The following is a 23,468-nucleotide window of genomic DNA, read 5'->3' as shown; positions in this document are numbered from 1 at the left end:
TGTATTCAGAGGAGCAGATTAACCCCTGGATCAATTTTCAACCGCTGGGGTGGATCAGTTTTGCACCGTTGGTAACACAATGATATCTTTCCCACGGTCAGCACCTGCAGGCGATACCTGAGTGTTATATCCCATGCTGCGTAACACGCCAGCGACCAGATTCTGCATCTCATCCCAGTCGAGACGGTTGATACGATCCTTGATACCTTCAAAAGCGATCATCTCCATGTCGCGCAGAGGATTAGAAACAACCTCATCCTCTCCATCTGAAACAGGTACTTCCGGCACAACATCTGAGACAGGCTTTTTGCCCTGCACTAATTCATTCACTGCAAAATCAGGCACCTGAAAAACCGTTAGCGTAGAGCCAAGGGTGTTTCTGGTTGCATCGCTCAGACTATCGCGCTTAATCTCTTCCGCGTTCCACTTCACTTTACGAGCGATGCCCATGCCATCTTCAAGCCACTCGGCATGAAACTCAAAATCTGAGGCGATTTTCCCTATCAAATAAGTCCGATTAGAAGGTGAATAAGTGATAGCCCAGTCACCTTTCTGCATCTCATTCACAAAGCGCCAGACCTGGGAAGCACCGGAACGAACTGTGCCTGGCTTAGTCTGTGGCTCAAGCTCCTGATACCGGGTAAACAACTGCTCTCTTGAGCATCCCGGTTTCACATAGGGAGCGAGCTGCGACCAGCCGATTGCAACAACCTGTTTGTCCCTGAAGTCATCGTACAATTTTCCGCCATCACCGCGGATCATCCACATTTTCCATGTCATAGTTTGCCCTTTTGAATCAGCTTCTGGCCGCTACTTTAGCATGATGAGAAGCACTTTACCGGGAGTTAATCATTTATACGTTATATCTGCTTGTTCACTTCTGCGAAGCTATTCTGCATAAGCTTACCCCTAAGCTAGCATTAATTTCGTTCGTTCACGAAGCCGCAATACGTACCTTCTAATATAGCTCTTCCAACTAACCAGCCTCGCAGCGCTTTAGTTGCACCTCAGGTTGGGTTCAGTTAATTTTTTGCTCCACCAAGAGTAGTCTGGCTCTACACAAACATTGCAGAAGAGAGTAATCTTAACAGCCTAAATAGAAATTGTAGAAATAAAAGGGCTAAGATGGCCAGAACATCTCAACAACATGATATATTACGAGCATGGCAACGTATTGAATTTTTTCACCCTTACACTCTTGAGCATAAAGAGAGTTTCCTGAGAATTTCTCTTGAGAAACTCATCAAATATGGTGATATTTTACTTCCGTGGCATTCAGAGGAATTATGTCAACAACAACAAATCCCGCTTAAATCTAACTTTACTCTACATATTGGTATCTTTGACAAAAGCATTGCGAACGAAATTAGCCGAGAAATATTAGGTGACAACCATGATGAAGAGTGCGAGCAGCGACTGAATCAGGAAGGAATGACATGTTTTGCCAAAGTACAGTTAAATAATGAAGGCGTACCAGCCCTAGATAAGTTATCAGTTAGCTCACTCCCCTGGGCTCTTGGGCATTTAAAAAATGAGCGATTCCAGAAGCTTGAATCAAAGATATTTGCCACGGACTGCAGGCAACTTGCCGATACGCTCAGTATGTTCAGGAATACACTAAAACCAGCACAAAAAGAGGGTCCTGGTGTATTACGCTCTAGTGACATCATTACGCTACTGCTAACACATTTAGTTGAGTGGGCTGATTTTAGGCCTGAATGGCAATATGCAATACAAATTGAATGGTTTGAGAGTAATGCAACCAGAGAAAAATCTCAACAGGATGAATTAGATGAGGATGAAGCAGAAAAAATATTTTCACTCCCCATCCTAAATAGTTTCTATTTCGAAGACCTGGAAAGCACTATTGAGGAACTACGGCATAACAAGGGGAAAGCTCTTAATAGTTATCTTTCTCAAGGGATAAATAGAAAGCCAGACCTATACTCAAAAGGGGGCCTTGCTTCAATTATTGATAAATTGCATCCAAGCAGAATGCCGCAAGGACGATGGCCTTCAGAGCCAAATCATACCATGTCGCTAATGCAACAATTTACGATAAATACAGCTGTAGAAGAACTTGTAGATGGAGGCCTTTTATCTGTCAATGGACCTCCAGGCACAGGAAAAACGACTCTTCTCCGAGATCTTGTAGCACATAATGTAGTTGAGCGTGCGAAAGTACTTGCAAAATATGACAACGCTGAAGATACATTAGATCAGCAGGGCTTTATCGTCCCGGAATTAACCGGGTACGAAATGATCATTGCGTCTTCCAATAATTCGGCAGTAGAAAACATTTCAAAGGAGTTACCGCAAAAAAATTCCCTGGCGAAAAATTTTCAAAACTTTGAATATATTTGTGCTACAGCTAACCAAGTTGCAGCCGAATACTTACCAAAAAGCAAACGAAAAAAATACAAATCATTAAGCGGCAATGAAAAAGAATTTAATATTTTTCGACCACTTGATGATGATAAACTGTGTTGGGGCTTAGTATCAGCGGCGTTAGGGAAAAAGCATAATAGGGAAAACTTTTCTCAAAGACTATTATTTGATGAACATTTCTTACGCAATACTTTATCTGAATCGCAGCGCTCAGATAAAGATAATTTCCTGAGCCTGTGGCGATGGAAAGCGTGTCAACATAAGCTTTCATTCGCTGATTCTAAAAAGCATTTTGTCAATGCCCTTCGTAAAGTCGAAGAAGAGCAAAGACTGTTAGAAACCTACTGCAAGCTCTTGGATGAAAAACCAGACAATACTTATACTGAGCTTTCTTTTGAGTTGGAAAAAAAACAATCCAACGCGAAAATGACCTCAATAAAATCAATGAATTGGAACTGGAAAGAGATATCATTTCCAAAAAAATCGATCATACAAATCGTCAGTTAAAACTCATAAAAAGCGAAGCACCTGGATTTCTGTCGCGTCTATTTAATAGAAAAAAAACAAATTCCTATAAAGATCTAACAAATAAAACAAAACAGCAATTAGTTGAGTTGACAAAACATTTGATTGAGAAAATGCAGCACGTTGCGGACAGTAATATTGAGCTGATAAAAAACCAAACGGCAATCCGAGATATAGAGTTTAGATTGAATGAAATAAAAAAACAAAAAGCAACAAGCGAGCAAAAATTAAATGATTTACAAAATAGATTCCATAATATCGCTATCCCTAACCATAATTTATCCATTGATGATGCAAATCTGCAACGTACTGCATTCTGGCAAAATGAGGAGATAAATCGTCTGCGTTCAGAACTTTTTCTGACAGCGATGAGCTTACATGAAGCATGGCTATATGAAGCAATGGAGATAAAGCGTTTCAAGAGTTTCATTTTTACACTAAACAAATTTCTCAGCGCTCCTCAACATCACCCTACCCCATTACGATGCTGGCAAACGCTATGTATGTTCGTTCCTGTACTGTCTACTACTTTTGCCTCTATCGGCCGAATGTTGACGGGAGTGAAAAGTGAAGAAATTGGATGGTTAATGATTGATGAGGCAGGTCAGGCATCTCCGCAACAGGCTGTTGGGGCCATTTTTCGAGCAAAACGTGTATTAGTCGTAGGAGATCCATTACAGATCGAGCCGGTATTTACTGCCTCGCCAAGTTTGGTTAAACGTCTCTGCGAAGATGTTTTACAAGAACGAGCGGATGACTGGAATCCTGCAAAACTATCAGTTCAGCAGCTGGCAGATCGCATTAACCATTGGGGTTGTGAATTAGAAGTAATGAATAAAAATATATGGATTGGTATCCCATTATGGGTGCATCGGCGTTGTATCGAGCCTATGTTTAGCATAGCCAACAAGCTCGCTTATAATAATCGAATGATCCATGGTCTCGATGCTGCAAAAATTCGTAGTCAATTTGTAAATGGAAATCTTGATAATCACTGGCTCGTTGCGAATGGCGGCCAGGGCGAACGACAGTATCGGGACAGCCACGGGCAAAGCCTACTTATATTACTTGATCGTCTTTTATATGAAAATGTCCCTCTGGAGTCAATTTTTGTAATTACCCCTTTTAAAGCGGTGAAATCGGAAGTATCTAAACTTATAACACAACGCCCCTTGCAAATCTGGCAACAATCCTCACCATTGATTAAGGCAAAAAGTATTAAGCAATGGCAAAAAAATTGTATTGGGACAGTGCATACATTTCAGGGAAAAGAAAATGATATTGTAATTTTCATCCTTGGATGTGACGAAGAAAATAATGGCGGTGCTAAGTGGGCCTCAAGCAAACCGAATCTGTTAAATGTTGCTGTAACGCGCGCCAAAAAGAATATATTTTTCATTGGTGATCCGAATGTTTGGAGCGCTTTACCTGGATTTAATAGTGTTACATATACTCTAAAAGAGCTTCAGCCTAATGACATTGCAATGCTCAGCGACCGTGAACATTTTTTAGAGCTTTAAGGCTGGCAAAGCTGAAGTAGCAGGTGGACAGAACCGTTACCACCAAATTCCATAGCAGAAACATCAAAGCCATGCTGGACCAGAAGCAATCTACTGCTCCAGCAACTTCTTTAGGCTCTCCGCTAGTTTGCTTGGAATAGTTATCGATTAAATTGCAGTACTTCTGTATGAATCAGACGACTGTGTTGTACGGAACAAGAACGCGTGCCTTGGCTAGCCGGAATGCAAATGGAGTTTTTACACAATATACGTAAAAGGAAGTCGTTTGCCAGCATGCACGTTAAAATCCCTGCATAGAGGTATGTCAAAAAATCTCTTCACACATTGATTTTAAAGAAATAAAAACTTTCTCGGATGGTCTTGGAAGTACTAATGGTGCCGAAGGCCGGACTCGAACCGGCACGTATTTCTACGGTTGATTTTGAATCAACTGCGTCTACCGATTTCGCCACTTCGGCACTGAAGGGGATGCGGAAACGTTGTGGATTATACCTGTCGCGCGCCGCCATGCAAGCGACGACGCGCTAAACCCGCGCTAAGTGCCCAAAAAACCAGCGCTACCGTCAGTCCAGCTCAGACACCGCCAGCCGAATCACCCTCGCTGCCTTCTGCTCCGGCAGCGCCAGCACCTTCGCCCACATCTCCTGCACCATATCGCAGGAGAGCTTCTCTTTGCCCGCCGCCTTCTCCGGCATCTGCAGCAGCTGGATGTCCTCGCCGTACTTATCGGCAAGCGCCTTCATAATCGGCCGCACATCCTCGACAGCCGCCTCGCGTTCGGCCGGGGTCACGGTGTGGCGATTTTTGCCGTAGGCCGCGCGCATCATGTCGGCATCGGCCTGCATGCGCCGCGCCATCAGATCTTTATCCAGCATGCGCATTGGGTTGATGCCGCCCTTCACCATCGGGTAGAGGAAGCGGAAGCAGGCGTCGTCGCTCACCTTCTGGATGGCGGCGGTCTGCTCCATGTTGATGGTCATGTAGTTCACCACGTTGGCGTCCGGGGCGTTTTGCAGGCGCGACATCTGCAGATGCAGGATCTGCGGCTGGATGGTGTCGATAATCTGCTGCTCCGGCTCGCCCGCTTTTTGCAGGGCGGCCATCTGGTCGAGGATGCGCTGATGCAGCGCGGGCTCCTGCTCCTTAATCACCTGCCAGGCGGGCATCGCGTTAAGGGCGTTATCCATCTGCCGTTCCGGGGCGCGCTGCCTGTCGAAAAACACCCAGAACGCCACGGCGGCAGCCGCAATGACGACAATCACAATACGGGTCCACGTTTTATTCATCTCGCATCCTTATCCTTGAGTTATGCCGGTTTACACCGGCACGCCGCTGTGGAAGCGAAACTCGTTGTCCGGTGTCGAGATAAGTGTGGCTTCAATTTCGCCAAAAAGCTTTATACGCGGTGAGATATCGTCGTCGCTCACCTGCTGCGCCAGCGTCAGGTAATCCTGATAGTGGCGCGCTTCCGAGCGCAGCAGCGAGAGATAGAACTTCTGCAGGTCGTCGTCGAGGAACGGAGCCAGCGCGGCGAAGCGTTCGCAGGAGCGGGCTTCGATGTAGGCACCACAGATGAGCTTGTCGATCAGCGTCAGCGGTTCGTGGGTGCGCACTTCTTTCAGCATCCCTTTGGCGTAGCGGCTGGCGGTGATTTTGACGTACGGAATGTCGCGGGCCAGCATCGCCTCTCGCACCTGCCAGAAGTGGTGCAGCTCCTCTTTAATCAGCAGCACCATGCTGTCGATGAGCGCCTGGCCCCACGGGTCGTCGGTTTTGGGCATCACGCTTTTGCCAATCTGCCTGTGCAGGGCGATGAAGTCTGGCTCCGGGCCGTCGCGGAAGGTGAACTGTTCGTAGGGTTTGAGCCACTCGAGCAGCGCGTCGGCACCGCTTTCGTCGGCGACGTATTTACGCACCAGCAGCAGCGCGGTCTGGGCGGCCTTGAGCTCGCACACCATGTGGTCGGTGAGCAGCAGCGGCAGGTTCGCCGGGTCGCGGGCTTTATCAATCCATGCTTGCGAGGTCGGGCACTGGAGGAAGTTGAGTACGGGGGCGAGTATCTGCGGGTAATCCATGGTTCTGCCTTGAAAAAGCGGTGGCGCGGGCCACCGCCTGAAACGCTTAGTGACGCACGCCGTCGTCGTCTTCGTCGATATAATCTTCGTCGTCGCCTTCTTCGCCGTCTTCACCGTTCGGATCTTCGAAGTAGGTCCCCCAGCCGTCGTATTCCACATCAAACTTCTCGGCCAGGTTCATCAGCTGTTCTACCTGCGCGTCGATCAGCTCCGCCTTCAGCGCGCCTTCGCTCAGAATGTCGCAGCAGATGACGGTGTCGCCCTCTTCCACTTCCAGCTCTTCAGGCTCGGTCACTTCGTAACCCAGCTTGAAGGCTTCCACGGCCATTTTTTCCAGCGCGTCGAAATCATCCGCAGAGAAATGGTGCTCGATGGTGTACAGCGCGTCCGGATCGCTACCGTCTTCCAGCAGCTCTTCAATAATCAGACGCGTCTCTTCGCGTTGCTCTTCCAGGTGTTCCGGGTTTGCCATGGCTCAATCCTCTTTAAAGTGCGGCAGATACTTCTATTTTCACACACGGACGGGTTTGCCTCCACCTTTGTTGGAAAGATTTGTGAAACGGGGTTGCAAATGAATAATTACACATATAAAGTGAATTTTAATTCAATAAGTGGCGTTCGCCATGTGAGGATAAAATGTCTGATCTGTACAAGAAACACTTTCTGAAATTGCTCGACTTTACCCCTGCACAGTTCACTTCTCTGCTGACCCTTGCCGCACAGCTCAAGGCCGATAAAAAAAAGGGCAAGGAAGTACAAAAGCTTACCGGTAAGAACATCGCGCTCATCTTCGAAAAAGACTCGACCCGTACCCGTTGCTCTTTCGAAGTTGCCGCATTTGACCAGGGTGCGCGCGTTACCTATTTAGGGCCGAGCGGCAGCCAGATTGGGCATAAAGAGTCAATTAAGGATACCGCGCGCGTGCTCGGGCGGATGTACGACGGCATTCAGTATCGCGGCCACGGCCAGGAAGTGGTCGAAACGCTGGCGCAGTATGCGGGCGTGCCGGTGTGGAACGGGCTGACCAACGAGTTCCACCCGACGCAGCTGCTGGCGGACCTGCTGACCATGCAGGAGCACCTGCCGGGCAAGGCGTTCAACGAGATGACGCTGGTCTACGCGGGCGACGCGCGCAACAACATGGGCAACTCGATGCTGGAAGCGGCGGCGCTGACCGGGCTGGATCTGCGCCTGGTGGCCCCGAAAGCCTGCTGGCCGGAAGAGAGCCTGGTGGCGGAGTGCAGCGCGCTTGCGGAAAAGCACGGCGGGAAGATCACCCTGACGGAAGACGTGGCGGCGGGCGTGAAGGGCGCGGACTTTATCTATACCGACGTGTGGGTGTCGATGGGCGAAGCCAAAGAGAAGTGGGCGGAGCGGATTGCGCTGCTGCGCGGGTATCAGGTGAACGCGCAGATGATAGCGCTGACCGGCAACCCGGACGTGAAGTTCCTGCACTGTCTGCCGGCGTTCCATGACGACCAGACCACGCTCGGCAAGCAGATGGCGAAAGAGTTCGACCTGCACGGCGGGATGGAAGTGACGGACGAGGTGTTTGAGTCGGCGGCGAGCATCGTGTTCGACCAGGCGGAAAACCGGATGCATACGATTAAGGCGGTGATGGTGGCGACGCTTGGGGAGTGATCCTTTCTCCCACTTTATTGATTCGGTGTGCTCTTCTTGCCGGGTGGCGCTGCGCTTACCCGGCCTACACAACCCGTAGGCCCGTGCAAGCGTAGCGCCGCCGGGCGGATCAGGCCAGCTCCATTTCATTGATTTTTCACCCCGAAAAAGGTACGTTTTCGCCTTAATTCCAGCGTGGACATACCAGCATTATGCCGATTATTCAGTCTGTTGAACGTGCGTTGCAGATCCTCGACCTGTTCAACGAGCAGGCCACCGAGCTTAAGATCACCGACATCAGCAAACTGATGGGGCTGAGCAAGAGTACCCTCCACTCGCTGCTGAAAACCCTGCAGCTGCATGGCTATATCGATCAGAACCCGGAAAACGGTAAGTATCGCCTCGGCATGAAGCTGGTCGAGCGCGGCCATTTTGTCGTGGGCTCCATCGATATTCGGCAGAAGGCGAAAGGCTGGCTGACGGAGCTGTCCCAGCGTACCGGGCAGACCACCCATCTGGGGATCCTGGACGGGCGTGAAGGGGTTTATATCGAGAAGATTGAAGGCAAGCTGGCCGCCATCGCCTATTCGCGCATTGGCCGCCGCCTGCCGGTTCACGCCACCGCCATCGGCAAGGTGTTGATTGCCTGGCTGGGCGAGGCCGAGCTGAACGCCCTGCTGGAGGGTTATCAGTACACCACCTATACCCCTTCCACCCTCGCCTCTCGCGAAGCATTAATGGCCGCTCTGGCGCAGACCCGCGAGCAGGGTTACGCCCTGGATAGCGAAGAGAACGAGCAGGGCGTGCGCTGCGTGGCGGTGCCGGTGTGGAACCATGAATCCCGCGTCATCGCCGCCCTGAGCCTGTCGACCCTGACCTCGCGCGTGGACGACGCAGAGCTGGCTAATTTCCGCGAGCAGCTTCAGCAGGCCGGGCTCGCGCTGTCACGCGCGCTGGGCTACCCGGCCTGAGCCGTTAAACCGGCTCGTAGGTGAAGTAGTCGAAGTCCGCGTGACAGCCGTCGCCGCTGATGTCCTCGCAGTGCAGCCCCACAAACGCGCCGGTAAAGAAGCCGCGCCCGCCGATGTAGTCATCCGACAGCTTCCACGCCTCATACGTCACCGGCACGGTGTGCCACGTCTCGCCGTCGAACGAGTAGCTGTAGCGGTAAACCAGCGTATCCACGTCCACGCGCAGCCAGATGCTCTCTGCATGTTCCGGCACCGGAATCGGCTGCTCGTGCAGCGGCCATGACGGCACGTTGTGGTCGAGCTGAATAACCTTGATGGTTCTCCCCTGCCCCTCCTCGTAGTCCACAAAGCAGTAGCTCCAGTTTTTACTGTTGTAGTAGCAGGTCAGTCCGGCGCTTTGCTGGAAGTGAACCGGCGAGAACTGCATCCGCGTTTCTGAGCGGAAAGCGAAGTGCTGCCAGCGGCGCGCCACGGTCGACTGGGTGAAGGTGGAGTTGAGCGAGTCGTTGCCGTAGAGCCGTAAATAGCCGGGGCGTGCGGTGAGTGAGCCGAGAGTGTCGTCGAACGGGATGCGCAGGGTCTGCAGTTCCGGGTCAAGCGTGCTGCCGTCAAAGTCCTCCCGCCAGTTGCCCTGAACGGATGCAGGCTGTTCCGCCACCTGCGGGCCTTTCACGGTTAGTTGCGCGTGCTTGCCCCCTTCCACGTACGGCCAGCCGTCGCGCCATTCAATGCGGGCGATACCGGTCTCGCGTCCCAGCGGGCAGTAGCCGCGTCCGCCGGAGGCCAGCAGCGGCACGCCGGGCAGACGCAGCGGGCGGCTGGTGAGGTAGGCCATGTACCACTCCCCGGTGTGGGTCTGCAGCAGCGAGCCGTGGCCGCTCTTCTGCAGCGGGTTCTCCGGCAGGTGCCAGCTGGTCATCATCGTCACGTCCGGGTGCAGCTCGTACGGCCCGTCGATGGTTTTTGAACGCAGCACCACAACCGCGTGCTCGTAGCTGGTGCCGCCTTCGGCCACCATCAGGTAGTACCATCCCGCGTGGCGATACAGGTGCGCGCCTTCGGTGTAGCAGAGCGGCGTGCCGGTAAACAGGGTTTTGCGCTCCGGCGAGAGCGTGCCGGTCTGCGGATCAAACGCCTGCAACACGATGGTGTTGTGCGGGTTGCTGTGGTGGCGCGGCCCCCACGGGCGGTAGAGGTAGTACTTGCGGCCATCGTCGTCGTGGAACAGGGACGGATCAAACCCGCCGTTGCCCATCGGGATCGGCTCGCTCCACGGTCCCTCAATGGACGGCGCGGTGACGAGGAAGTTGCGGCCGTTTTTCCACGGCGAGTCGACAATCTTTACGTCGGTGTAGAGCAGCCAGAATTTGCCGTCGGCGTAGCTCAGGCACGGCGCCCAGATGCCGCCGGAGTCCGGGTTGCCCTTCATGTCCAGCATCGACACGCGGTCCAGCGGCGTGCTGACCAGCGACCAGTTTTTCAGGTCACGGGAGTGGTAGATGCGCACGCCCGGGAACCACTCGAAGGTCGAGGTGGCGATGTAGTAGTCCTCGCCCTGGCGGCACAGGGACGGGTCCGGGTTGAAGCCGGTGAGTATTGGGTTGGTGATTTCCATATTGCCTCCGGTTAATGGGATGCGGCTGTCGCGGCGTCGGGAACGGCCTCGCCCTGCGCCGCGCGGTGCTTGATCAGCTGCTGGCTGATGGCCTCCACGCGAGCGTCGGTGAGCTTGTAGAACGACAGCATGATGAACATGCCCGCGTAGAGCACCACCGGCACCACGCAGAACAGAATTTTGATGGTGGTCAGCACCTCGACCGGCTGCACGCTGCTGCTGGCGGAGTAGTTCACGTACGCCAGGATCCAGCCCACCACCGCCCCGCCAATTGCCAGGCCAATCTTCAGGCTGAACAGATAGGTGGAGAACACCAGCCCGTCGAGGCGGCGCCCGCTGCGGCTCTCCTCGTAGTCCACCACGTCAGAGGCCATCAGCCACTGTAGCGGCGTGGTGGTGTTAAAGACGAACAGGAAGAGGATGTTGAGGGCGAAGATCAGCGCGATGTGCTCGGCCGGGGTGACGAAAATCAGCAGGCTGATGAGCGAGTAGGCGACGATGATCCACTTGAAGGCGGTGACGCGATCGAAGCGGCCCAGCAGTCGGGAGGAGCAGAGCGAGCCAAACATGGTGGCGAGGCTGCCGTAGAGTAAAAACTGGGTCGCCATCTCCGGGTGATCCATCACGTATTTGACGAAGTAGAGCGTCGCCCCGCCGCGCACCACGTTGGAACAGGTCGCCATCATCTTGAACGCGCACATGATCCGCCACTGGCCGTTGCCGAGCAGCAGCCTGAGATCTTTCGCCACCGACGAGCCCGGCTGCACCTCAAAGGTGTAACGTTCTTTGGTGGTAAAGAAGCAGACGTAGAGCAGCACCACGCCGGTCAGTCCCAGCACGCACATGGCGCCGAAGTAGCCCGCCTGCTCGTCCCCTTTACCGATGATGCTCACCAGCGGCAGCGCGATGCCGCTGATGGCGAGCGATCCCGCCGCCGCCAGGAAGAAACGCCAGGACTGCAGGGCGTGACGCTCTTTCGGGTCAGCGGTGATGACGCCGGGCATGGCGCAGTACGGCACGTTAACGAAGGTGTAGACCAGGGTCAGGAGAATGTAGGTCACGCAGGCGTAGATGATTTTGCCCTGCGCGGAGAAGTCCGGCGTGTAGAAGGTCAGCACGCAGACGATGCCAAACGGGATGGCGCCCCACAGCAGGAACGGGCGGAACTGGCCGTGACGCGTGCGGGTGCGGTCGACCAGCAGCCCCATCAGCGGGTCGGTGACGGCGTCGAGCACGCGGGAGACCAAAAACAGCGTGCCCATAATCCCCGCCGACAGGCCGAAGACGTCGGTGTAGAAATAGGCCAGCAGGAACATGGTAGCCTGCCAGACGAAGCCGCAGGCGGTGTCACCCAGCCCGTAGCCAATTTTGTCTTTCATGGTTAATTGCGTCATCAGAATTACACCCTTATGTAGTGTGCTGAATTACAACATCGTGTTAATGGAGTGTAATGAGCTGTTCAATTAACCAGCAATGGTCATATCTTATTTCTGAATTACGTTATTTTGCTTTTGTGACGCCAACGATATATCGCAAACCATTGCTTAAATTACTAAATTTCAGAAACGAGAAAGCCGTCCGCGGAATATTTCCCGCAGACGGTTTTATCTCTGAAAATAATTAAATGCCGAGCGCTTTTTTACCGGCGTTAATTACCTCGATAATTTTATCGGTGTCATAAATACAGCCTTTCCAGGTGCCGCCGCTCACCGACTGCAGTGCTGCCCACAGGCGGGTGTCGTCCGGCAAAAAGTCGTGGGCGTGCAGGTCCGGGTGCGTCTGCCGCATTGCCAGCTCGCGTGCCCCCTCCTCCGGCGTCAGCGGGTTGTCCGCGGTGCCGATAAAGTTCACGCTGCCCGTTAACGTCAGCCGGTCGACGGCTATCTCGATGATGTCATTATCGCGCAGCTTGCCAATCGGCCCGCCCGCCAGCGCCTCCGGCGACACGTGGCCGAAGCAGGCGCCTGTCGACACGCCCGAGAAGCGCGCATCGGTGATTAACGACACCGTCTTGCCCCACGAGATATGCTTCAGCGCGGAGGTGAGCTGGTAGGTCTCTTCCATGCCGGTGCCGGACGGCCCGCCGCCGATCACCACCATGATATCGCCCTGCGCAATCTCTTCCCGCTTGATGGCCTTGATCGCCTGCGCTTCCGAGACAAACACCCGCGCCCGACCGGTGTGGCGGTAAACGCCATCTTCACCGACGACCGACGGGTCGATCGCCGTGGCCTTGATCACCGATCCTTCCGGCGCAATGTTGCCCGTCGGGAAGCAAACCGTCGAGGTCAGCCCTTTCGCTTTTGCTTTCTCCGGCGGCAGGATCACGTCATCCGGATCCACGCCATCCTGCTCGCGCAGGCACTGGCGGAAGCGCTTACGTCGCTCGGACGCCTGCCACCAGTCGAGGTTCTCGCCGACCGTCTGGCCGGTCACGGTCATGGCGTCCAGATGCAGCAGGCCAAGATCGCGCAGGTGGAGCATCACCTCCGGCACGCCGCCCGCGAGGAAGGCGCGCACGGTCGGGTGATAGTCCGGGCCGTTGGGCAGCACGCTCACCAGGCGCGGCACCCTGCGGTTGACGCGCGTCCAGTGCTCTACGTCCGGGATTGTGCAGCCCGCCGCGTGGGCGATGGCCGGAATGTGCAGCAGTAAATTGGTCGAGCCGCCGAACGCCGCATGGATCACCATGGCGTTTTCGATGGCTTTGTCGGTGAGGATATCGCGCGTGGTGATGCCGCGGTTATCCAGCTCGCTCACCGCCCGCGCCGACTGGCGGGCGATCTCCAGCCACACCGCCTGCCCGGACGGCGCCAGCGCGGAGTGCGGCAGCGCCAGCCCCAGCGCTTCGGCCACCACCTGCGAGGTGCCAGCCGTGCCGAGGAACTGACACCCGCCGCCCGGCGAGGCGCAGGCGCGACAGCCCAGCTCGGCGGCCTCCTGCAGGGAGAGTTCGTGGTTGGCAAAGCGCGCGCCGATGGTCTGCACCTTGCCCGCGTCTTCCCCCACGGTTGGCGGCAGCGTCGCCCCGCCCGGCACCAGAATGGTCGGCAGGTCGTGCATCGCGGCCAGGGCAATCATGGTGGCGGGTAGCCCTTTATCACAGGTGGCGACGCCAATCACCGCCCGGCGCGTCGGGAGGGAACGGATCAGGCGGCGAAACACGATCGCCGCGTCGTTACGGTACGGCAGGGAGTCGAACATGCCGTGCGTGCCCTGCGAGCGCCCGTCGCACGGATCGCTGACGAAGGCCGCAAACGGGATCCCGCCGTTGCGGGTGATCTCCTTCGCCGCCGCCTGCATCTGCATGCCGATCTCCCAGTGCCCGGTGTGGTAGCCCAGCGCGACCGGGCGTCCGTCCCCGGCGCGGATGCCGCCCTGAGTGCCGATAATTAGCACCTCTTTGCCGGTCAGCTTGTTGGCATCCCAGCCCATCCCGGCGTTCTGCGTCATGCCGAACAGGTTGCCGCTGGGGGATTCCATCAGCATCTGCGGGGTCAGCGGCAGCGCGCCCTGCGGCCCCGCCGCGTGGGTGATCACCGCATAAAACGCATCGTCCTGTGGGGTGAAAATCTTCTCGATGGTCATGGTTATCGTCCGGCTCAGCAGAGCTTGAGCTGTTGCAGCAGGGTTTTCAGCTGCGCCTTACGCGGCTCGTCCAGCGCAGAGGCAGGCGGCAGCACGTGCGTGGAAATCGGGCGGCCGCAGAGCACAATCGCCTCTTTAATGACGTTCACAAACGGCGTATCCAGCTGATACATCTGCGGAATTTGCAGCAGGGTCTGATGATACTCAGCCGCTTTCGCCACGTCTTTATCCCGCCAGGCTTTCAGAAGATTCACCGACACCTGTGGGGCAAAGTTGCCGCTGGCCGAGATCGCCCCGTCGCCGCCGAGCAGCAGGGTATTAAAGAGATGATCGTCGTAGCCGCACAGCACGGTGAAGTGCGGATGGGCGGCTTTGACGGTGTGGATCATGCTGCGCAGGTGGGCCACGGAATCGATGGTGTCTTTGATGCCGACGATGTTGCTGCGCGAGTCGGCCAGGGTTTTGACCAGCGGCGGGGTCAGATCCTGCCCGGTCAGCGCCGGGAAGTTATAGAGCATCACCGGCAGCGTGACGCTGTCCGCCACCTGCTCGAAATAGCGGATCAGGTTCGCTTCCGACACTTTCCAGTAGTAAGGGTTGATCACCACGATGCCGTCCGCCCCCGCCTGCTGCGCGTGCTGGCTGAGCGCAATGGTTTCACGGGCGTTGGTGCCGCCGGTGCCGATCAGGACCGGCACGCGACGATCGACATGATCGATCGCAAATTGGGCAATGGTTTTACGCTCTTCGGCGCCGAGCTGGGAGAACTCGCCGCCGCTGCCCAGGAAGAACAGGCCGTCAACGCCTGCTTTGATGAGATCGTCGATCAGCGCGGCGGTGCCCTGCTTATCGAGCTGGCCGTCGGCGGTAAAAATGGTGGAGACAGGGGGAATGATTCCCGTAAACAACGCGGACTGCGGCATGAGATCTCCTTGCTGAATCATTTTGTTCTACATTATAGAACAGCGTTCGTTAAATTAACGATCATACTATGACGCAGGAAAAGCGCAGGTAAATGAGAGATGAAGAGGGAGTGCGGGAAATTTAAGCTGGATCACATATTGGAAGGTGCGGCCTGATGCCCTCACCCTAACCCTCTCCCACAGGGAGAGGGAACTTTTACACCCTCTCCCCTTGGGAGAGGGGTTACTCTACAAGCATCTTCACCACCACTTTCCTGACCTTAGCAGGCGCACCCACCGCGCACAGCGGCTTGTGCACCTCACCCGGCCAGAACACCACAAAATCCCCTTCGCTCAGCACCACGGTTTTCTCCTGCTCGCCTTCCGGCAGGAAGGCGATATCTTTATCCGCCAGCCAGTCGGTGTCCGGCGTGCCGGGCGGCAGGGTGCTGAAGGTCATCCCTTCCTGACCCTTCATCACGATCTGAATATCCAGATAGCGCGCGTGGTACTCGGCGCGACGCTCGGCGAACGGCTGGGTTGTATCTTCGGAGACCAGATAAAACAGGCTGTTGCCGTTGACGTCGTGCTTGCCGAGCGGCGTGGTGTCGGTGACGTGAGTTTTAACGTGCTCAATGGCCTGTCGCAGCTCGTCAGGCAGCCAGGAGTGCAGATGGTGGATGTTGCCGATAATCATCAGAAAACCCTCGATATAAAACATCGTTTCATTTTTATCTTTTATACGAGAATCCCGACTGCCATACCAGCGCTTTTTAGACGGGTTTTGCGCGAACGCATGTTTATCGGGAATGGTGTTAATTTGCTGTTAAGCCCTCGCAGGCATTTATGCAGTCATTATGCATATCTTCAGCTCTTCGTTATCCCGCCCTTGCGCTAACTCATTGATCGTCAGGCCTTAACAACAAAACTGGCTACCGCTTCACATTTTAGCACTTTGATAATTTGCTATTAAATTCAATAAATATTTATTGATTTTCCTTAAGCCAAAAATAGTTAATTAGCAATATTGCATAGTCATTCCACGAAAACCACAAAGACATTTAAAATCAATATCTTAACAAAATATTTCAAAGCATTAAATTCTACAAAACACTAACAACTGCAAATAATGACAACGGATAGTGCTTAGCTATTCACCTCGCCAGAATAGCCAATTAATCATTATCTGATGCGAATCATGCAAATGAAAACAAACCGCTTAATATCCATTTTCGCGTGAGCAATATCACAATACGGATTATTTAACTGCCTAGTATGAACCACGAAATCAATTGAGCTTAGCCGCCATGCAATTAAATACATGACATGGCGCATGCCCTTTTTATTCTGAAAAACAGTTAAAGGAATAATTATGGAAAAGCATTACGTCGGTTCTGAAATTGGTCAATTGCGTAGCGTTATGCTGCACCGCCCAAATTTAAGTCTGAAACGGTTAACCCCCTCAAACTGTCAGGAGCTGCTATTTGATGACGTGCTCTCGGTTGAGCGGGCGGGTGAGGAGCATGACATCTTCGCAAACACGCTGCGTGAGCAGGGGGTGGAAGTCCTGCTGCTGACCGACCTGCTGATACAAACCCTTGATATCGCTGAGGCGAAAGCCTGGCTGCTGGAGACGCAAATCTCTGACTACCGCCTCGGCCCAACCTTTGCTGGCGACGTGCGCGGCTGGCTGGCGGATATGCCGCACCGGGAACTGGCGCGCAGATTAAGCGGCGGATTAACCTACGGTGAAATTCCGGCAGCCATTAAAAATATGGTGGTGGATACCCACACGGCGAATGATTTTATTATGAAGCCACTGCCCAACCATTTATTTACCCGCGATACCTCCTGCTGGATCTATAACGGCGTCTCTATTAACCCGATGGCCAAACCGGCGCGTCAGCGTGAAACCAATAACCTGCGGGCAATATATCGCTGGCACCCGGCGTTCGCCGACGGCGATTTTATTAAGTATTTCGGCGACGAGAATATTAATTACGACCACGCCACCTTAGAAGGCGGTGACGTATTAGTGATTGGCCGCGGTGCGGTATTGATCGGCATGTCCGAGCGCACGACGCCGCAGGGCGTGGAGTTCCTCGCCAACAGCCTGTTCAAACACCGTCAGGCCGAGCGTGTGATCGCCGTTGAGCTGCCAAAACACCGCTCCTGCATGCACCTCGACACCGTCATGACCCACATCGACGTGGACACTTTCTCCGTCTACCCGGAAGTGGTGCGTAAAGACGCCCAGTGCTGGACGCTCACCCCGGACGGACGCGGCGGCCTGCTGCGCACCCAGGAAACCGACCTCCTGCACGCCATCGAGAAAGCGCTCGGCATTAATCAGGTACGCCTGATCACCACCGGCGGCGACGCCTTTGAAGCTGAACGCGAGCAGTGGAACGACGCGAACAACGTGCTGACCATCCGCCCCGGCGTGGTGATCGGCTACGAGCGCAACGTCTGGACCAACGAGAAGTACGACAAAGCGGGCATCACCGTGCTACCCATCCCTGGCGACGAGCTCGGACGCGGCCGCGGCGGCGCGCGCTGCATGAGCTGCCCGCTGGAACGCGACGGAATTTAAAGGAGCCATAATGGAACGAAAACCCACTCTGGTTGTGGCCCTGGGCGGCAACGCGCTGCTCAAGCGCGGCGAGCCGCTGGAAGCGGAGATCCAGCGCCAGAACATCGAGCAGGCCGCCCGCACCATCGCCGGCTTAACGGCGCAGTGGCGCGTGGTGCTGGTGCACGGCAACGGCCCGCAGGTCGGACTGCTGGCGCTGCAAAACAGCGCCTACGACAAAGTCACGCCCTACCCGCTGGACGTTCTCGGCGCCGAAAGCCAGGGAATGATCGGCTACATGCTCCAGCAGGCGCTGAAAAACAGCCTGCCGCAGCGGGAGGTGAGCGTTCTGCTCACCCAGGTAGAAGTGGACGCCGCCGACCCGGCCTTCAGCAACCCGACCAAATACATCGGCCCGGTCTACAGCGAAGCCCAGGCGAAAGCGCTGGCCGCGGAGAAAGGCTGGGTGTTCAAGGCCGACGGCAGCTACGTCCGCCGCGTGGTGCCGTCGCCGCAGCCGAAGCGCATCGTCGAGAGCGACGCCATCACCGCGCTGATTCAGCGCGACCACCTGGTGATCTGCAACGGCGGCGGCGGCGTACCGGTGGTGGAAAACGCCAACGGCTATCGCGGGATTGAGGCGGTGATCGACAAAGACCTCTCCGCTGCCCTGCTGGCGAGGCAGGTCGAGGCCGACGCCCTGCTGATTTTGACCGATGCCGACGCGGTGTACCTCGACTGGGGCAAACCGACCCAGCGTCCGCTGGCGCAGGTGACGCCGGAGCTGCTCAGAGGCATGCAGTTCGACGCCGGATCGATGGGGCCGAAGGTGGCCGCCTGCCGCGAGTTCGTTGAAGCCTGCAATGGGATAGCCGGGATCGGCGCGCTGGCCGACGGCGCGGAGATCCTCGCGGGCGAGAAAGGCACGTTGATTCGTAACTGAACACTCATTTTAAAAAGGATTTACCCATGACCATCAACCTGAAAAACCGCAACTTCCTCAAACTGCTGGACTACACCCCGGCGGAGATCCAGTACCTGATCGACCTCGCCATCGAGCTCAAGGCCGCCAAAAAAGCCGGGCGCGAGAAGCAAACCCTGGTCGGGAAAAACATCGCCCTGATCTTTGAAAAAACCTCCACCCGCACCCGCTGCGCCTTCGAAGTGGGCGCGTTCGACCAGGGCGCGCAGGTCACCTATCTCGGCCCAAGCGGATCGCAGATTGGCCATAAAGAGTCAATGAAAGACACCGCCCGCGTGCTGGGCCGCATGTATGACGGCATCGAATATCGCGGCTACGGGCAGGCCATCGTCGAAGAGCTGGGCGAGTACGCGGGCGTGCCGGTGTGGAACGGCCTGACCGACGAGTTCCACCCAACGCAAATTCTCGCCGACCTGATGACCATGCTGGAGCACTCCCCGGGCAAAACCCTGCCTGAGCTGAGCTTTGCCTATCTCGGCGACGCGCGCAACAACATGGGCAACTCCCTGATGGTCGGTGCGGCCAAGATGGGGATGGATATCCGCCTCGTTGCGCCGAAATCCTTCTGGCCGGAGGCAGGCCTGGTTGAGCAGTGCCGCGCCATTGCGAAAGAGACGGGCGCGCGCATCACCCTCACCGACGACGTGGATGAAGGCGTGCAGGGGACCGATTTCCTCTACACCGACGTGTGGGTCTCCATGGGCGAGCCGAAGGAAGCCTGGGCCGAGCGCGTCAGCCTGATGAAGCCGTATCAGATTAACGCGCAGGTGATGAAGGCCACCGGCAACCCGAACGTCAAATTCATGCACTGCCTGCCGGCATTCCACAACGAGCACACGAAGGTGGGCCGCGAGATCGAGATGGCGTACGGGCTGAAGGGGCTGGAGGTGACGGAAGAGGTCTTCGAATCACCGAACTCCATCGTCTTCGACGAAGCAGAGAACCGCATGCACACCATTAAAGCGGTCATGGTGGCGACACTCGGCGACTAATCACCGCCCGGCGCGCCGCGGGGTGCGCCGGGTTTCAGGAGAACATCATGGGCAAGTTCAAGTTTCCCTCCGCTTACACCATTCTCTTTTTTCTGATTGCCGTCGTGGCCGTGCTGACGTGGATTGTCCCGGCCGGGCAGTACCATATGGCAATGAACGAGGCGCTCGGCAAAGACGTCCCCGTTGCAGGCACCTACGCGCACGTCGCGGCGCATCCGCAGGGGCTGGTTTCGGTGCTGATGGCGCCGATTGCCGGGCTGTACGATCCGGAATCCGGCCAGGCCGGGGCGATCGACGTGGCGCTGTTTATTCTGATCATCGGGGGATTCCTCGGGATCGTCACCAAAACCGGGGCGATTGACGCCGGGATCGAGCGTGTGACCACCCGACTGCGCGGACGCGAGGAGTGGATGATCCCGATCCTGATGGCGCTGTTTGCCGCAGGCGGCACGATTTACGGTATGGCCGAAGAGTCACTGCCCTTCTATACCTTACTGGTGCCGGTGATGCTGGCCGCGCGGTTCGATCCGGTTGTCGCTGCCTCTACCGTGCTGCTCGGGGCGGGGATCGGCACCCTCGGCTCCACCATTAACCCGTTTGCCACGGTGATCGCCGCCAACGCCGCCGGGATCCCCTTCACCAACGGCATCGCCCTGCGCGTGGCGCTGCTGGTCATCGGCTGGATCATCTGCGTGGCGTGGGTGATGCGCTACGCCCGCAAGGTACGCAAGGATCCCTCGCAGTCCATCGTTGCAGACAAGCAGGAGGAGAACCTCGCCCATTTCCTCGGCAACAAGGGCGAACAGTCCCTGGAATTCACCCCGGTGCGCAAAATCATCCTGGTGATTTTCGCTCTGGCCTTCGCGGTGATGATTTACGGCGTGGCGGTGCTGGGCTGGTGGATGGCGGAGATTTCAGCGGTATTTCTCGCCAGCGCGATCATCGTCGGCCTGATTGCCCGCATGAGCGAAGAGGAGCTGACGTCGACGTTTATCAACGGCGCGCGAGATTTGCTGGGCGTCGCGCTGATTATCGGCATCGCGCGCGGTATCGTAGTCATCATGGATAAGGGCATGATTACCCACACCATTTTGCACAGCGCGGAAGGGCTGGTCAGCGGGTTGTCCACGGTAGCGTTTATCAACGTGATGTACTGGCTGGAAGTCGTGCTGTCGTTTCTTGTGCCTTCTTCATCCGGCCTGGCCGTTCTGACGATGCCGATCATGGCGCCGCTTGCTGATTTCGCTAACGTCAACCGCGACCTGGTGGTTACGGCTTACCAGTCGGCCTCCGGCATCGTTAACCTCGTCACGCCGACCTCTGCGGTGGTCATGGGCGGGCTGGCTATCGCCCGGGTACCTTACGTGCGCTACCTGAAATGGGTGGCGCCGCTGCTGGCGATCCTGACGGTGGTGATTATGGTGGCGTTAAGTCTGGGGGCGTTGTTGTAATTTGCCGGATGGCGCTGCGCTTATCCGGCCTACGGATCGGTGCGGTGTCACCGGTTATTTCGGGAACTGATATGGGAAACATGATGGATTACGAAGAGTACTCTCCCAAAGAACAGCTGCAGCTCACGGTGTGCCAGCGTTTGATCGCCGAAAAGAGTTACCTTTCGCAGGAAGAGATTCGCCGCGACCTGCAGGAGAGAGGGTTTGACAGCATCAGCCAGTCGACCGTTTCGCGATTGCTGAAGTTGCTCGGAGTCATAAAAATTCGAAATGCCAAAGGGCTAAAGATTTATTCGTTGAATCCTCAGCTGCGCCCTGCCCCCGACGCCGCGCGTACCGTTTCGGAAATGGTGGTCAGCGTTGAGCATAATAGCGAGTTTATCCTTGTCCATACCGTCGCCGGATATGGCCGCGCGGTGGCGCGTATTCTGGATTATCACCAGCTTCCGGAAATTTTAGGCGTGGTGGCCGGCAGCAGTATTGTCTGGGTCGCCCCCCGGGTGGTGAAGCGCACCGCGCTGGTGCATAAGCAAATTAATTATTTACTCAGAACGCATTAATATTCACAAAGAACCGTTTGCATTGAGTAAAGCGTGCATTAAATCGCTTGATCCGAAAAGCGAGCTGCGTATAATGCCCGACAATTTGCCGGGAGGAAGCATGGTCAAGCGTGTACGACACAACGTCTTACCGCGTCTGAAATCAGACGCTGGCCTGCCGTTTTTCTTCCCGTTGCTAAACCTATTCCCAGAGCCCCTCATTTGAGGGGCTTTTTTTTGCCCGGCGTCAGGAGATAAACATGAATCCGCTTTATCAAAAACACATCATTTCCATAAACGACCTCAGCCGCGAAGAGCTGGAACTGGTTCTGGAAACCGCGGCAAAACTGAAGGCCAATCCGCAACCGGAGCTGCTGAAGCACAAGGTGATTGCGAGCTGCTTCTTTGAAGCCTCGACCCGCACCCGCCTCTCCTTTGAGACCTCCATGCACCGCCTGGGCGCGAGCGTGGTGGGCTTCTCTGACAGCAGCAACACGTCGCTGGGTAAAAAAGGCGAGACCCTGGCGGATACCATTTCAGTGATCAGCACCTACGTCGACGCGATTGTGATGCGTCACCCGCAGGAGGGCGCGGCGCGCCTGGCAACCGAGTTTTCCGGCGGCATTCCGGTGCTGAACGCCGGTGACGGTGCCAACCAGCACCCAACGCAGACGCTGCTGGATCTGTTCACCATTCAGGAGACCCAGGGCACGCTTGAGAACCTGAACATCGCCATGGTTGGCGACCTGAAGTATGGCCGCACCGTCCACTCCCTGACCCAGGCGCTGGCGAAATTTAACGGCAACCGCTTCTACTTCATCGCCCCGGAGGCGCTGGCGATGCCGCAGTACATTCTCGACATGCTGGACGAGAAAGGCATTGCGTGGAGCCTGCATGCCAGCATCGAAGAGGTGATGAGCCACGTGGATATTCTGTACATGACCCGCGTGCAGAAAGAGCGTCTGGATCCGTCCGAATACGCCAACGTGAAGGCGCAGTTCGTGCTGCGCCCCAGCGACCTGGAAGGCGCGCGCGACAACATGAAGGTCCTGCATCCGCTGCCGCGCATCGATGAAATCACCACAGACGTGGATAAAACGCCGCACGCCTGGTACTTCCAGCAGGCCGGGAACGGCATCTTCGCTCGCCAGGCGTTACTGGCACTGGTTCTGAATCGCGAATTAGCTCTGTAAGGGGAGACGACCATGACACACGATAACAAACTCCAGGTTGAAGCCATCAAGCGTGGCACCGTGATTGACCATATCCCTGCGCAGGTGGGCTTTAAGCTGCTGACGCTGTTCAAACTGACCGAAACTGACCAGCGCATCACCATCGGCCTGAACCTGCCGTCGGGCGAGATGGGCCGCAAAGACCTGATCAAAATCGAGAACACCTTCCTGACCGACGAGCAGGTTAACCAGCTGTCGCTGTACGCGCCGGACGCCACCGTCAACCGCATCGACGAGTACGAAGTGGTCGGCAAATCACGCCCGAGCCTGCCAGAACGTATCGAAAGCGTGCTGGTCTGCCCGAACAGCAACTGCATCAGTCATGCTGAACCGGTTTCCTCCAGTTTCGCAGTGAAAAAGCGCGCGAATGACATCGCGCTCAAATGCAAATACTGCGAAAAAGAGTTTTCTCATTATGTGGTGCTGGCCAACTAATTGAGGTTGGTAATGAAATCCCGGCTGTTATAATGGCCGGGAACATTCTTAACGCTGTAAT

The 23,468-nt window shown here is 55.7% G+C and carries 21 protein-coding genes, 1 tRNA gene and 2 pseudogenes; 13 read left to right on the top strand and 11 right to left on the bottom strand.

Features of this window, described 5'->3' with window-relative positions; translation table 11 throughout:
* Positions 1–69: 69 nt before the first annotated feature.
* Positions 70–762 (bottom strand): annotated as a pseudogene (locus C6A40_RS16935) (restriction endonuclease); the annotation flags it as partial.
* A 363-nt stretch (positions 763–1,125) separates the two neighbouring features.
* Between C6A40_RS16935 and C6A40_RS25295 the strand changes: the two are divergent.
* Positions 1,126–2,895, top strand: coding sequence for a hypothetical protein (locus tag C6A40_RS25295; protein ID WP_239991052.1), 1,770 nt, complete (start codon positions 1,126–1,128; stop codon positions 2,893–2,895).
* A complete protein-coding gene (locus C6A40_RS25290) occupies positions 2,838–4,433 on the top strand; it encodes a DEAD/DEAH box helicase (protein ID WP_239991051.1) in 1,596 nt (531 codons plus the stop codon). Before C6A40_RS25295 ends, C6A40_RS25290 begins: the two co-directional genes overlap by 58 nt.
* 373 nt (positions 4,434–4,806) lie before the next feature.
* Here the strand turns inward: C6A40_RS25290 and C6A40_RS16925 are convergent.
* From C6A40_RS16925 to rraB, 4 genes are all read right to left on the bottom strand, one after another.
* Positions 4,807–4,891, bottom strand: a tRNA-Leu gene (locus tag C6A40_RS16925).
* Positions 4,892–4,996: 105 nt separating this feature from the next.
* A complete protein-coding gene (locus C6A40_RS16920) occupies positions 4,997–5,719 on the bottom strand; it encodes a hypothetical protein (RefSeq protein ID WP_021240664.1) in 723 nt (240 codons plus the stop codon).
* Between the two features lie 30 nt (positions 5,720–5,749).
* Positions 5,750–6,508, bottom strand: a complete 759-nt coding sequence (gene miaE, locus C6A40_RS16915; protein WP_045335525.1) for a tRNA isopentenyl-2-thiomethyl-A-37 hydroxylase MiaE — start codon at positions 6,506–6,508, stop codon at positions 5,750–5,752.
* A 46-nt stretch (positions 6,509–6,554) separates the two neighbouring features.
* Entirely contained in the window at positions 6,555–6,980 is a 426-nt protein-coding gene (rraB, locus tag C6A40_RS16910; protein ID WP_025759886.1) for a ribonuclease E inhibitor RraB, read from the bottom strand.
* Positions 6,981–7,079: 99 nt separating this feature from the next.
* Here rraB and argL point away from each other — a divergent pair, with 99 nt between their 5' ends.
* The 3 genes from argL to xynR all read left to right on the top strand — a co-directional run bounded on the left by argL (position 7,080) and on the right by xynR (position 9,099).
* Positions 7,080–7,175, top strand: a complete 96-nt coding sequence (gene argL, locus C6A40_RS25285; protein ID WP_213014347.1) for a putative translational regulatory protein ArgL — start codon at positions 7,080–7,082, stop codon at positions 7,173–7,175.
* Complete coding sequence (gene argF, locus C6A40_RS16905) at positions 7,145–8,149, top strand: ornithine carbamoyltransferase (RefSeq protein WP_045335524.1); 1,005 nt, start codon at positions 7,145–7,147, stop codon at positions 8,147–8,149. The genes argL and argF (C6A40_RS16905) overlap by 31 nt, the downstream gene beginning before the upstream one ends.
* 191 nt (positions 8,150–8,340) lie before the next feature.
* The gene (xynR, locus tag C6A40_RS16900; protein ID WP_045335523.1) at positions 8,341–9,099 is read left to right on the top strand and encodes a DNA-binding transcriptional repressor XynR; all 759 of its coding nucleotides are present in this window, start codon (positions 8,341–8,343) and stop codon (positions 9,097–9,099) included.
* A gap of 4 nt (positions 9,100–9,103) precedes the next feature.
* Here the strand turns inward: xynR and C6A40_RS16895 are convergent, their stop codons facing one another.
* The 5 genes from C6A40_RS16895 to C6A40_RS16875 all read right to left on the bottom strand — a co-directional run bounded on the left by C6A40_RS16895 (position 9,104) and on the right by C6A40_RS16875 (position 15,901).
* Positions 9,104–10,714, bottom strand: a complete 1,611-nt coding sequence (locus C6A40_RS16895) for a glycoside hydrolase family 43 protein (protein ID WP_045335522.1) — start codon at positions 10,712–10,714, stop codon at positions 9,104–9,106.
* An 11-nt stretch (positions 10,715–10,725) separates the two neighbouring features.
* Complete coding sequence (locus C6A40_RS16890; RefSeq protein ID WP_021240668.1) at positions 10,726–12,108, bottom strand: MFS transporter; 1,383 nt, start codon at positions 12,106–12,108, stop codon at positions 10,726–10,728.
* 226 nt (positions 12,109–12,334) lie between these two features.
* A complete protein-coding gene (gene yagF / locus C6A40_RS16885) occupies positions 12,335–14,302 on the bottom strand; it encodes a xylonate dehydratase YagF (RefSeq protein WP_058657713.1) in 1,968 nt (655 codons plus the stop codon).
* A gap of 14 nt (positions 14,303–14,316) precedes the next feature.
* Positions 14,317–15,225 (bottom strand): 2-keto-3-deoxygluconate aldolase, encoded by a 909-nt coding sequence (yagE, locus tag C6A40_RS16880; protein ID WP_045335521.1) that lies wholly within the window; start codon positions 15,223–15,225, stop codon positions 14,317–14,319.
* A 223-nt stretch (positions 15,226–15,448) separates the two neighbouring features.
* On the bottom strand, positions 15,449–15,901 hold the full coding sequence (locus C6A40_RS16875) for a YhcH/YjgK/YiaL family protein (protein ID WP_045335721.1): 453 nt from the start codon (positions 15,899–15,901) through the stop codon (positions 15,449–15,451).
* 675 nt (positions 15,902–16,576) lie between these two features.
* Between C6A40_RS16875 and arcA the strand changes: the two genes are divergently transcribed.
* From arcA to C6A40_RS16850, 5 genes are all read left to right on the top strand, one after another.
* On the top strand, positions 16,577–17,797 hold the full coding sequence (gene arcA, locus C6A40_RS16870) for an arginine deiminase (protein ID WP_114191316.1): 1,221 nt from the start codon (positions 16,577–16,579) through the stop codon (positions 17,795–17,797).
* A 10-nt stretch (positions 17,798–17,807) separates the two neighbouring features.
* Entirely contained in the window at positions 17,808–18,719 is a 912-nt protein-coding gene (arcC, locus tag C6A40_RS16865) for a carbamate kinase (RefSeq protein WP_045335520.1), read from the top strand.
* Positions 18,720–18,745: 26 nt separating this feature from the next.
* The gene (argF, locus tag C6A40_RS16860; RefSeq protein WP_045335519.1) at positions 18,746–19,750 is read left to right on the top strand and encodes an ornithine carbamoyltransferase; all 1,005 of its coding nucleotides are present in this window, start codon (positions 18,746–18,748) and stop codon (positions 19,748–19,750) included.
* A gap of 47 nt (positions 19,751–19,797) precedes the next feature.
* A complete protein-coding gene (locus C6A40_RS16855) occupies positions 19,798–21,201 on the top strand; it encodes a YfcC family protein (RefSeq protein WP_008501387.1) in 1,404 nt (467 codons plus the stop codon).
* 80 nt (positions 21,202–21,281) lie between these two features.
* Positions 21,282–21,761, top strand: a complete 480-nt coding sequence (locus C6A40_RS16850; RefSeq protein WP_025912003.1) for an arginine repressor — start codon at positions 21,282–21,284, stop codon at positions 21,759–21,761.
* A 3-nt stretch (positions 21,762–21,764) separates the two neighbouring features.
* Here C6A40_RS16850 and C6A40_RS16845 read toward each other — a convergent pair.
* A pseudogene (locus C6A40_RS16845) lies at positions 21,765–21,882 on the bottom strand (hypothetical protein).
* Here C6A40_RS16845 and C6A40_RS16840 point away from each other — a divergent pair.
* Genes C6A40_RS16840 through pyrI form a run of 3 tightly spaced genes read left to right on the top strand, consistent with a single transcriptional unit; the run spans position 21,862 to position 23,407 of the window.
* The gene (locus tag C6A40_RS16840) at positions 21,862–21,966 is read left to right on the top strand and encodes a pyrBI operon leader peptide (protein WP_022646880.1); all 105 of its coding nucleotides are present in this window, start codon (positions 21,862–21,864) and stop codon (positions 21,964–21,966) included. The pseudogene C6A40_RS16845 and the gene C6A40_RS16840 overlap by 21 nt on opposite strands.
* A gap of 34 nt (positions 21,967–22,000) precedes the next feature.
* Entirely contained in the window at positions 22,001–22,933 is a 933-nt protein-coding gene (gene pyrB / locus C6A40_RS16835; RefSeq protein WP_045335518.1) for an aspartate carbamoyltransferase, read from the top strand.
* 12 nt (positions 22,934–22,945) lie between these two features.
* Positions 22,946–23,407: an aspartate carbamoyltransferase regulatory subunit gene (gene pyrI / locus C6A40_RS16830; protein ID WP_008501390.1), complete on the top strand. Its 462-nt coding sequence runs from the start codon at positions 22,946–22,948 to the stop codon at positions 23,405–23,407.
* Positions 23,408–23,468 lie beyond the last annotated feature (61 nt).

Origin of the sequence: Enterobacter sp. GER_MD16_1505_Eko_090 (assembly GCF_003331015.1) — a bacterium.
In the GTDB taxonomy this organism is placed as follows: domain Bacteria; phylum Pseudomonadota; class Gammaproteobacteria; order Enterobacterales; family Enterobacteriaceae; genus Enterobacter; species Enterobacter roggenkampii.
This window is presented reverse-complemented; position numbering and strand designations above follow the sequence as displayed.